Origin of the sequence: Actinomadura sp. NPDC048032, from assembly GCF_040653175.1 — a bacterium.
GTDB classification, from domain to species: Bacteria; Actinomycetota; Actinomycetes; order Streptosporangiales; family Streptosporangiaceae; genus Spirillospora; species Spirillospora verrucosospora.
Genome location: NZ_JBEZJP010000307.1, coordinates 1 through 10,026, shown reverse-complemented (window position 1 = coordinate 10,026; position 10,026 = coordinate 1). Strand labels below are relative to the sequence as shown.

Genomic DNA, 10,026 nt, shown 5'->3' with positions numbered 1-10,026 from the left:
GCGCGCCCGGCGGAGGGCGCGCGCTGGTGGCCGCGGGTCCGGGGGCCAGGCCGGAGCCGTCCGCGGGCGCCGTGTACGACGCCGTGCTGCTGGACATGGCCGGATCGCCGGACCATCTGGGATACCTGCGCCACACGGGGGCCGTGACGCCGGAGACGCGGGTCGTCGCCGTCCACGTCGACCACCGCCTGTCCTCGCCGTCCGAGCTGGAGCGGCGCATGGCCTTCTGGAACCGCTCGGAGCACGGCCCGTTCCGGACGCTGCTCCTCGGCGGAAGCCGGTCGGGCAAGTCCGCCGAGGCGGAGGCGCGCCTGGCCGGGTGCTCGGACGTCCTCTACGTCGCGACCGGCCCCGTCCGCGGCGACGACCCCGAGTGGGCCGAGCGCGTCGCCGCGCACCGGCTGCGCCGCCCGGCGTGGTGGCGCACCGTGGAGACGACCGAGCTCGCCGGCGTGCTCGCGTCGGCGACCGGCCCGGTGCTGGTGGACGGCATCGGCACCTGGCTCGCGGCCGCCATGTCCGAGACGGACGCCTGGGAGGAGCCGGCGCGGGTGGGGCCGCTCGTGGACGGCCTCGTCGCGGCCTGGCGGGGCACGGCGGCGCGGGTCGTCGCGGTGAGCGACGAGGTCGGCCTGTCGCTGGTGCCGACGACGGCGTCCGGGCGCGCGTTCCGGGACGTGCTCGGCCGGGCCAACCAGCGGCTCGCGGCCGAGTCCGAGGAGGCGGCGCTGGTCGTCGCGGGCCGCGTCATGGAGCTCCGGTGACCGTCCCGGACCCCGGATGACCGCCGGCCTGCGGCTGGCGGTGACGCTGCTCACCGTCGTCCCGCTGGGCACGGGCCGGGTCGACCGCGACACCGCGCGCTCGGCGATGCTGCTCGCCCCCGCCGCCGGGCTGATCCCGGGCGGGGCCGCCGCGCTGGTCCTGCTCGCGGGCGGCCCGCTCGGCCTCTCCGGCCTGCTCGCCGCGGCGCTCGCGGTGGCCGCGTCCGCGGCGGTCACCCGCGCCCTGCATCTGGACGGCCTCGCCGACCTCGCCGACGGCCTCGGCAGCGGGCGTCCCGCCGCCGGGGCACTGGCGATCATGAAGCGGTCCGACATCGGCCCGTTCGGCGTCGTCACCCTGCTGCTGACGCTGATGGTCCAGGTGGCCGCCCTGGCGTCGGCGCCGCACCCCGCCTTCGCCGCGCTCGTCGCGTCGGTCACCGGACGGCTGGCGCTCCCGTGGGCGTGCCGCACGGGCGTGCCGCCTGCTCGGCCCACCGGCCTCGGGGCCCTGGTGGCGGGCACCGTGCCGGCAGGCGCGGCGATCGCCGCCACGGCCGCCGTCCTGGCGGCCGCGACGACCGCGGGACTGGCCGTAGGCGGCCTCGGCGGCGCCCTGCACGGCGCGGCGGCGGTGGCCGCCGGGCTCGCCGCCGCCCTGCCGGTGCTCCGCCGCGCCGTGCGCCGCCTCGGCGGGGTGACCGGCGACGTGCTCGGCGCCCTCGTCGAGGTCGCCGCGACGGCGGCGCTGGTCGCCCTCGCGGCGCTGCCCTGAGGGCGCGGCGGCCCCCCGGAGGGCAATGCTTGATCCAAAAGGACGAAACCGGTCACCGGGAGGACTAACATCGGGCTACGTGACGAGCATCAGCCTTGACAGCGCAGACCTGGCCGGCCTCGACGTCGACGCGATCGTGATCGGCGTCGCCCCCGCCGCGGCGGGCGCCGCGCCGGCCGACGGAGCGCAAGCCCTCGACCGCGCGATGGACGGCAGGCTCGCGGACGCGCTGGGCGCGCTCGGCGCCACCGGCAAGGCCGGCGAGGTGACCAGGCTGCCCTCGCTCGGTGCCGTCCCCGCCAAGGTCATCGTGGCCGCCGGGCTCGGCGAGGACCCCTCCGCCGAGGACCTGCGCCGCGCCGCCGGCGCCGCCGTCCGCTCCCTCGCGGGCACCGCCCGGGTCGCGGTCGCGCTCCCCGCCTCCGGCGCCGAGGGCGTCGAGGCCGTCGCGCTGGGCGCGCTGCTCGGCGCCTACTCCTTCGACGCCTTCCGCACCGGCGACGGCCACAAGAGCCCGGTCGAGGAGATCCGCCTGGTCGCCCCCGCGTCCGAGGAGGCCGCCCTCGGGCGCGCCCGCACCCTCGCCGCGTCGGTCCGGCTCGTCCGCGACTTGGTGAACACCCCGCCGTCCCACCTGTCCCCCGAGGACTTCGCCGGCGAGGCCGAGCGGGTCGCCGGCGAGACCGGCCTCGCCATCGAGGTGCTGGACGAGAAGGCCCTCGTCGAGGGCGGGTACGGCGGCATCGCGGGCGTCGGGCAGGGATCGGTGAACCCGCCGCGGCTCGTCCGGCTCGCCTACACCCACCCGGAGGCGTCCAGGACGCTCGCCCTCGTCGGCAAGGGCATCACGTTCGACTCCGGCGGCCTGTCCCTCAAGCCGAGCGAGGCGATGGACTGGATGAAGTCCGACATGGGCGGCGCGGCCGCCGTGCTCGGCGCGCTCGCCGCCATCGCCGAGCTGCGCCCCGCGGTCAACGTCGTCGGCTACCTCGCCCTCGCCGAGAACATGCCGAGCGGCACCGCGCAGCGCCCGTCCGACGTGCTGCGCATCTACGGCGGCACGACCGTGGAGGTCCTCAACACCGACGCCGAGGGCCGGCTCGTCATGGCCGACGCCCTCGTCCGCGCCGGCGAGGACTCCCCCGACCTCATCGTGGACGTCGCCACCCTGACCGGCGCGCAGCTCGTCGCCCTCGGCACCCGCACCTTCGGCGTCATGGCCAACGACGACGGCGTGCGCGAGAAGGTGGTCGCGGCGGCCGAGCGCGCGGGCGAGGCCTCCTGGGGCATGCCGCTGCCCCCGGAGCTGCGCAAGGGCCTCGACTCGGCGGTCGCCGACATCGCCAACATCAGCGGCGAGCGCTGGGGCGGCATGCTGGTCGCCGGGACGTTCCTCAAGGAGTTCGTGCCGGACGGCGTCAAGTGGGCCCACCTGGACATCGCGGGCCCCGCCTTCCACAAGGGCGAGCCGTACGGGTACACGCCGAAGGGCGGCACCGGCGCCGCGGCGCGCACACTGGTCCAGATCGCCGAGGACGTCGCCGCGGGAGTCCTGTAGGGGGCCACGGGAATTCCACGGGGGTCCCGCCCGCTGTGAGCGGGCGGGGAACAGAATAGGTTTTCTTGTGGCGTGGGGGCCCGGCTGCCGGTGCGCCCCGCCCAGGACGCCGCGATCCACGCGGCGCCACGACCGGGAAAGGGAGCGTCCAGTGGCCAACAACGGCCCCTTCGACATCGTCGTCCTGGGTGCCGGCAGCGGCGGGTACGCGTGCGCGTTGCGCGCCGCCGAGCTCGGCAGGTCGGTTGCGCTCATCGAGCGGGACGAGTCGCTCGGCGGAACGTGCCTCAACCGCGGCTGCATCCCCACCAAGGCGCTGCTGCACGCGGCCGAGGTGGCGGACCAGTCCCGCGAGGCGGCGAAGTTCGGTGTGAAGGCCACCTTCGAGGGCATCGACGTCGCCGGAGTGAACGCCTATAAGGACAAGGTCGTCTCGACGACCGTCAAGGGCCTCACCGGGCTGATCAAGTCCCGGGGCATCGAGGTCGTGCACGGCACCGGGCGGCTGGCCGGCCCCACCGCGGTCGAGGTCGAGACCGCCGAGGGGATCCGCCGCATCGAGGGCGGGCACATCGTGCTCGGCACGGGGTCGGCGCCGAAGTCGCTGCCCGGCCTGGAGATCGACGGCGAGCGCGTCATCTCCAGCGACCACGCGCTGCGGCTGGAGCACGTCCCCGGCTCGGTCGTGATCCTCGGCGGCGGCGTCATCGGCGTCGAGTTCGCCAGCGTGTGGCGCTCCTTCGGCGCCGACGTCACGATCGTCGAGGCGCTGCCGCACCTGCTCCCGCTGGAGGAGGAGACCAGCTCCAAGCGGCTGGAGCGCGCCTTCCGCAAGCGCGGCATCAGGTTCGAGCTCGGCACCCGGTTCCAGAGCGCCAAGACGACGCAGGGCGGCATCTCCGTCACCCTCGAAGACGGCAAGACCATCGACGCCGAGCTGCTGCTCGTGGCGGTGGGCCGCGGACCGGTCTCCGACGGCATCGGCCTGGCCGAGGCCGGCGTCGAGACCGAGCGCGGGTTCGTGAAGGTCGACGAGTACTGCCGCACGAGCGTCCCCACGATCTCCGCGGTCGGCGACCTGATTCCGACCCCGCAGCTGGCCCACGTCGGCTTCGCCGAGGGCATCCTCGTCGCCGAGCGGCTGAGCGGGCTCACCCCGCCGCCGATCGACTACGACGGCGTCCCTCGCATCACCTACTCCGACCCCGAGGTGGCCTCGGTCGGCATCACGTCCGCCGTGGCCCGTGAGCGCGGGTACGAGATCAAGGAGGTCACCTACGACCTCGCCGGCAACCCCAAGAGCAAGATCCTGGGGACGCAGGGCGAGGTCAAGGTGATCGCGGCCGTGGACGGCCCCGTCCTCGGCCTCCACATGGTCGGCGCACGCGTCGGCGAGCTCATCGCGGAGGGGCAGCTCATCTACAACTGGGAGGCCCTGCCCGGCGAGGTCGCCCAGCTGATCCACCCCCACCCGACCCAGTCCGAGGCGGTCGGCGAGGCGCATCTCGCCCTCGCCGGCAAACCACTGCACGTGCACGGCTGAGAAGCCGCACAAGTATTCCGAAGGAGTCGCTGGACCATGCCGGTCTCCGTCACCATGCCCCAGCTCGGCGAGAGCGTCACCGAGGGCACCGTCACCCGCTGGCTCAAGAAGGAGGGCGAGCGCGTCGAGACCGACGAGCCGCTCCTGGAGGTGTCCACCGACAAGGTCGACACCGAGATCCCCTCCCCCGCCTCGGGCATCCTCACCAGCATCACCGTCGCCGAGGACGAGACCGTCGAGGTCGGCGCCGAGCTGGCCGTCATCGGCGACGAGGGCGAGGCGCCGTCCGGCGGCGGCGCTCCGGCCGCCGAGGAGCAGCAGGCGGAGCCCCAGCAGGAGGCCCCGCAGCAGCAGGAGGCCCCGCAGCAGGCGCAGCAGCCCCAGGCGCAGCAGGCTCCCCCGCCCGCCGCCTGGCCGCCGCCGGCGCAGCAGCAGCCCGCGGCCCCGCCCTCCCCGGCGCCCGCCCCGGCGCCGCAGCCGCAGGCCCAGCAGCAGCCGCCCGCGCCGGCCCCGGCGGCCCAGCCCGCCCAGCAGCAGGCGGAGCCGGGCGACGGCCCGTACGTCACGCCGCTGGTCCGCAAGCTCGCGGCCGAGCACGGCGTCGACCTCGGCACGGTCAAGGGCACCGGCGTCGGCGGCCGCATCCGCAAGCAGGACGTCCTGGAGGCGGCCCGCACCGCGCAGCAGGCCGCCCAGCAGAAGGCCGCGCCCGCCGCCCCCGCCGCGCCCGCGCCCGCCCCGGCCCAGGCGCCCGCCGGACGGCACGCCGCCCCGGCGCCCGCCGGCGCCCCCGCCGAGCAGATGGCGCTGCGCGGCCGGACCGAGAAGATGTCGCGGATGCGGCAGACGATCGCCCGCCGCATGGTCGAGTCGCTGCAGGTGTCCGCGCAGCTCACCACCGTGGTCGAGGTGGACATCACCAAGATCGCGCGGCTGCGGGAGCAGGCCAAGGCCGACTTCCAGGCCCGCGAGGGCGTCAAGCTGTCGTTCATGCCGTTCTTCGCGCTGGCGACGGTCGAGGCCCTCAAGGCCCACCCGAAGCTGAACGCGGTCATCAACGGCGAGACCAACGAGGTCACCTACCACGAGGTGGAGAACCTCTCCATCGCCGTCGACGTGCCCGAGCGCGGCCTGATGGTCCCGGTCGTGCACAACGCGGGCCAGCTCAACCTCGGCGGCCTCGCGCAGCGGATCGCCGACATCGCCGAGCGCACCCGCACCAACAAGGTGAGCCCGGACGAGCTGGCCGGCGGCACGTTCACGCTGACCAACACCGGCAGCCGCGGCGCCCTGTTCGACACGCCGATCCTCAACCAGCCGCAGGTCGCCATGCTCGGCACCGGCGCCGTCGTCAAGCGCCCGGCCGTCATCGACGACCCGGAGCTGGGCGAGGTCATCGCGGTCCGGTCGATGGTCTACCTGGCCCTGACCTACGACCACCGCCTGATCGACGGGGCGGACGCGGCCCGCTTCCTCGCCACGGTCAAGCACCGCCTGGAGGAGGGCAACTTCGAGGCCGACCTCGGCCTCTGACCCCTCCCGCACGTCCACCGGACCCCGCCGCGCCCGCAGCGCCGGCGGGGTCCGGCGCGTCCGGGGAAACGCGGGACCCGCCCGGGAGTGTCGGCGTCCGGCGGCGCCGTCCCTCTACGCTGGGGGTATGAGGGTCACCGTCACGGGCTCGTCGGGCCTCATCGGCTCGGCGCTGGTGCAGTCGCTTCGCGAGGACGGCCACGACGTCGTCCGGCTGGTGCGCCGGGAGCCGTCCCGTCCCGACGAGGCGCGCTGGTCGCCGGCCGACGGCTGCGTCGACAAGGAGTCGCTGGAGGGCGCCGACGCCGTCGTGCACCTGGCGGGCGCCGGGGTCGGCGACCGGCCGTGGACGAAGGCGTACAAGCAGAAGATCCGCGACAGCCGCCTGGTCGGCACCCGCACGCTCGCCGAGGCGATCGCGGCGGCCTCGCCCCGGCCCCGCGTGCTCGTCTGCGGGTCGGCGATCGGCTACTACGGCGACACCGGCGACCGCGAGGCCGACGAGGACTCCCCCGCCGGAGAGGGCTTCCTCGCCGACGTCGTCCGCGACTGGGAGGCCGCGGCCGCGCCCGCGCGCGAGGCCGGGGTCCGGGTCGTCCACCCGCGGACGGGCGTCGTGCTGGCCCGCGAGGGCGGCGTCCTCGGGCGCACCCTCCCGCTGTTCAGGTTCGGCCTCGGCGGCGACCTCGGCGACGGCCGGCAGTGGACGAGCTGGATCTCCCTCCCCGACGAGGTCGCGGCGCTGCGGTTCCTCATCGACACCGAGATCGCCGGACCGGTCAACCTCACCGCCCCGAACCCGGTCACCAACGACGCCTACACCAAGGCGGTCGGCCGCGCCCTGCACCGGCCGGCGCGGCTGCCGGTCCCGAAGTTCGCGCTGCGCGCCGCCCTCGGCGGCTTCGCCGACGAGGGGCCGCTGGTCAGCCAGCGGGTCCTGCCGCGCCGGCTGCTGGAGGCCGGGTTCCGGTTCGCGCACGAGGACGTCGACGCGGCGGTCGCCGCCGTCCTGTGAGTCCCAAGAATCGTCAAAGTCCCGCCCGATCCCGTTCGGTAGTCATACGGTGACCATCAGACGGACGGCCTACGAGGGGGATGCATGAGCACCGACGGACAGCCGCACATCCTCGCGATCGGCGGGGGCACCTTCGTGCCCGACGGCCGGGAGGGCCTGGCCCCGAGCCCGCTGCTGCGCTATGCGTTCGACCTGACCGGTCAGGACCGCCCCCGGGTGTGCTTCCTGACGACGGCCGTCGGCGACGGCGCCGAGTACGTCGCGCGCTCCTACGCCGCGTTCTCCTCGATGGACGCCGAGGTCAGCCATCTCGCGCTGTTCCCGATGCCGAACGTCGCGGACGTCCGGGCGCACCTGCTCGCCCAGGACCTGCTGTACGTGTCGGGCGGCAGCGTCGCGAACCTGCTGGCGCTGTGGCGGCTGCACGGCCTCGACGAGATCATGCGCGAGGCGTGGCAGGAGGGCGTCGTGCTGTCCGGGCAGAGCGCGGGCGCGCTGTGCTGGCACGCCGGCGGCAACACCGACTCGTTCGGGCCGCAGCTGCGGCCCCTCACCGACGGCCTCGGCTTCCTGCCGTACTCGTGCGGCGTCCACTACGACAGCGACCCGCAGCGGCGGCCGCTGCTCCAGCAGCTCGTCGGCGAGGGGACCCTGCCGGGCGGGTACGCGGCCGACGAGGCGGTCGGCCTGCACTACGTCGGCACCGAGTTCGTTCAGGCCGTCTCCTACCGCCGGGAGGCGGGCGCCTACAGGATCGAGCCTGACGGGCCGGGCACGGCCAAGGAGTACCGGCTGGAGCCCCGGCTGCTCGCCGCCTTCTGAGGAGCGGTCCGGGCGATCACGGCATAAGCTGGCCCGTGTGAGCGATGTGGACGTACGCGAGCTGGTGGTCGTGCACGCGGGGTTCGGCGAGGCGGCCGTCCCCTACGAGGACGGGTGGGAGCTGCAGAAGCGCACCCACGCGCTGCGGGTGGACGACGCGATCCCCGACACCGTCCTGCTGCTGGAGCACCGGCCCGTCTACACGGCGGGCAAGCGGACGGAGGCGCTCGACCGGCCGTTCGGCGACCCCGGCGCCCCGGTCGTCGACGTCGACCGCGGCGGGAAGATCACCTGGCACGGTCCGGGGCAGCTCACCGGCTACCCGATCGTCCGGCTGCCCGACCCGGTGGACGTCGTCGGCTACGTGCGGCTCCTGGAGCGGATGATGATGGACGTCTGCGCCGACCTCGGGCTGGAGACGGAGACGGTGGAGGGGCGCAGCGGGCTGTGGGTCCGCGGGACCCCCGACCGCAAGATCGGCTCGATCGGGATCCGGGTGGCGCGCGGCGTCGCGATGCACGGCTTCATGCTCAACTGCGACAACGACATGGGCTGGTTCGACAAGATCGTCGCCTGCGGGATCCGCGACGTCGGGTCGACCAACCTCAGCCGCGAGCTGGGCCGGCAGGTGACGGTCGCCGAGGTCGTCCCGCTGGTCGAACGGCACCTGGCCGGGGCGCTGGGCGCGGCGGAGACGTTCCACCGCACCACGGCGCAGCTCGGGATCCTCGGTCAGGCCATCACCTTGTAGACGGCCTGGCCCTCGGTCGCGGCGAGCCGGAAGAACTCGCCCAGCCCCCCGTAGGCGGGCTGGAAGACCCGCTCCCGGGCCGCGTCGTCGAGCCGCCCGGCGTCCTGGACGCCCGCCCGGACCATCGCGGGCGGGTCGAAGCGTCCCGCGATCGCGGCGAACGGCGTCGCGGCCAGGTGGTCGGCGGCGGGCTTGACCCGCTCGGGGGCGAGATAGATCACGTCCATGCCGAGCTCGTCGGCGCCGTCCTCGGTGAGCAGCCGGCCGCCGCACACGACGTCGGCCTCGGGCTGGCGGCCCTCCCACGGGTCGCCGGTGACGAGGTAGTGCATCGCCTGCCACGCCCAGCCGAGCTCGAACAGCACGGCCGAGCCGCGCCGCCGCCAGTTCGCGTCGCCGAAGACGTGGCGCGCGATCCGGCCGGGGTCGGGCTCTCCCTCCAGCACGGGCGGCACCCTGAGGTACGACATTGCCAGACCCACGGTGGTCCTCCTGCTGAGCTGTTGCGTGACGACAGGGAGTCACCCTAGAGAGATCCATTGGCGGAGATGGCCGAAACACGCGAATCGGCTGCACCGGCGGAGTACCGTCATACGTTCGAGATCGGTCCGATACGGCTTCGATGCTGCTCCCTCCGGCGTGCCGCCGGTGTGCCGGTACCGCTGATCGCGACGTACCCTGGGACCCGTGACGACGGTGACACCTGAGGGACGCAAGCTCCTGCGCGTCGAGGCGCGCAACAGCCAGACCCCGATCGAGCGCAAGCCCGAGTGGATTAAGACCCGGATGAAGATGGGCCCGCAGTATCGCGAGCTCACCGGCCTGGTGAAGTCCGAGGGCCTGCACACGGTGTGCCAGGAGGCCGGCTGCCCCAACATCTTCGAATGCTGGGAGGACCGCGAGGCCACGTTCCTCATCGGCGGCGACCAGTGCACCCGGCGCTGCGACTTCTGCCAGATCGACACCGGCAAGCCCGCCGCGCTGGACCGTGACGAGCCGCGCCGCGTCGCCGAGTCCGTCGCCACGATGGGGCTGAAGTACGCGACCGTCACCGGCGTCGCCCGCGACGACCTGGAGGACGGCGGCGCCTGGCTGTACGCCGAGACCGTCCGGCGGATCCACGCGGCGGTCCCCGGCTGCGGCGTCGAGCTGCTGATCCCCGACTTCAACGCCGTCCCCGAGCAGCTCGCCGAGGTGTTCTCCTCCCGGCCCGAGGTGCTCGCGCACAACGTCGAGACCGTTCCGCGGATCTTCAAGCGGATCCG

At 74.6% G+C, this 10,026-nt stretch carries 10 protein-coding genes; 9 read left to right on the top strand and 1 reads right to left on the bottom strand.

The window, feature by feature from the left end; genetic code table 11:
* The 8 genes from AB0C69_RS30210 to lipB all read left to right on the top strand — a co-directional run.
* Nucleotides 1–764: bifunctional adenosylcobinamide kinase/adenosylcobinamide-phosphate guanylyltransferase (locus tag AB0C69_RS30210; RefSeq protein ID WP_360358483.1), on the top strand; the 764-nt coding region annotated here is incomplete at its 5' end.
* 16 nt (nt 765–780) lie between these two features.
* Nucleotides 781–1,539, top strand: coding sequence for an adenosylcobinamide-GDP ribazoletransferase (locus AB0C69_RS30205; protein WP_360358482.1), 759 nt, complete (start codon nt 781–783; stop codon nt 1,537–1,539).
* Between the two features lie 25 nt (nt 1,540–1,564).
* Nucleotides 1,565–3,097 carry a leucyl aminopeptidase gene (locus tag AB0C69_RS30200; RefSeq protein WP_360358481.1) on the top strand — a complete coding sequence of 511 codons (1,533 nt, stop codon included), beginning with the start codon at nt 1,565–1,567 and terminating at the stop codon, nt 3,095–3,097.
* 151 nt (nt 3,098–3,248) lie between these two features.
* A complete protein-coding gene (lpdA, locus tag AB0C69_RS30195) occupies nt 3,249–4,640 on the top strand; it encodes a dihydrolipoyl dehydrogenase (protein WP_345187815.1) in 1,392 nt (463 codons plus the stop codon).
* 36 nt (nt 4,641–4,676) lie between these two features.
* The gene (gene sucB / locus AB0C69_RS30190) at nt 4,677–6,173 is read left to right on the top strand and encodes a 2-oxoglutarate dehydrogenase, E2 component, dihydrolipoamide succinyltransferase (RefSeq protein WP_360358480.1); all 1,497 of its coding nucleotides are present in this window, start codon (nt 4,677–4,679) and stop codon (nt 6,171–6,173) included.
* A 127-nt stretch (nt 6,174–6,300) separates the two neighbouring features.
* Nucleotides 6,301–7,188, top strand: a complete 888-nt coding sequence (locus tag AB0C69_RS30185) for a TIGR01777 family oxidoreductase (protein WP_345174737.1) — start codon at nt 6,301–6,303, stop codon at nt 7,186–7,188.
* Between the two features lie 84 nt (nt 7,189–7,272).
* Nucleotides 7,273–8,010, top strand: a complete 738-nt coding sequence (locus tag AB0C69_RS30180) for a peptidase E (protein WP_360358479.1) — start codon at nt 7,273–7,275, stop codon at nt 8,008–8,010.
* Between the two features lie 37 nt (nt 8,011–8,047).
* Complete coding sequence (gene lipB, locus AB0C69_RS30175; RefSeq protein WP_345174733.1) at nt 8,048–8,761, top strand: lipoyl(octanoyl) transferase LipB; 714 nt, start codon at nt 8,048–8,050, stop codon at nt 8,759–8,761.
* Here the strand turns inward: lipB and AB0C69_RS30170 are convergent.
* Nucleotides 8,743–9,231: a DUF1877 family protein gene (locus AB0C69_RS30170; RefSeq protein ID WP_360358478.1), complete on the bottom strand. Its 489-nt coding sequence runs from the start codon at nt 9,229–9,231 to the stop codon at nt 8,743–8,745. The genes lipB and AB0C69_RS30170 overlap by 19 nt on opposite strands.
* Nucleotides 9,232–9,448: 217 nt before the next feature.
* On the opposite strand from AB0C69_RS30170, the gene AB0C69_RS30165 reads away from it, so the two are divergent.
* On the top strand, nt 9,449–10,026 hold a 578-nt coding region (locus tag AB0C69_RS30165; RefSeq protein ID WP_360358477.1), incomplete at its 3' end, for a lipoyl synthase.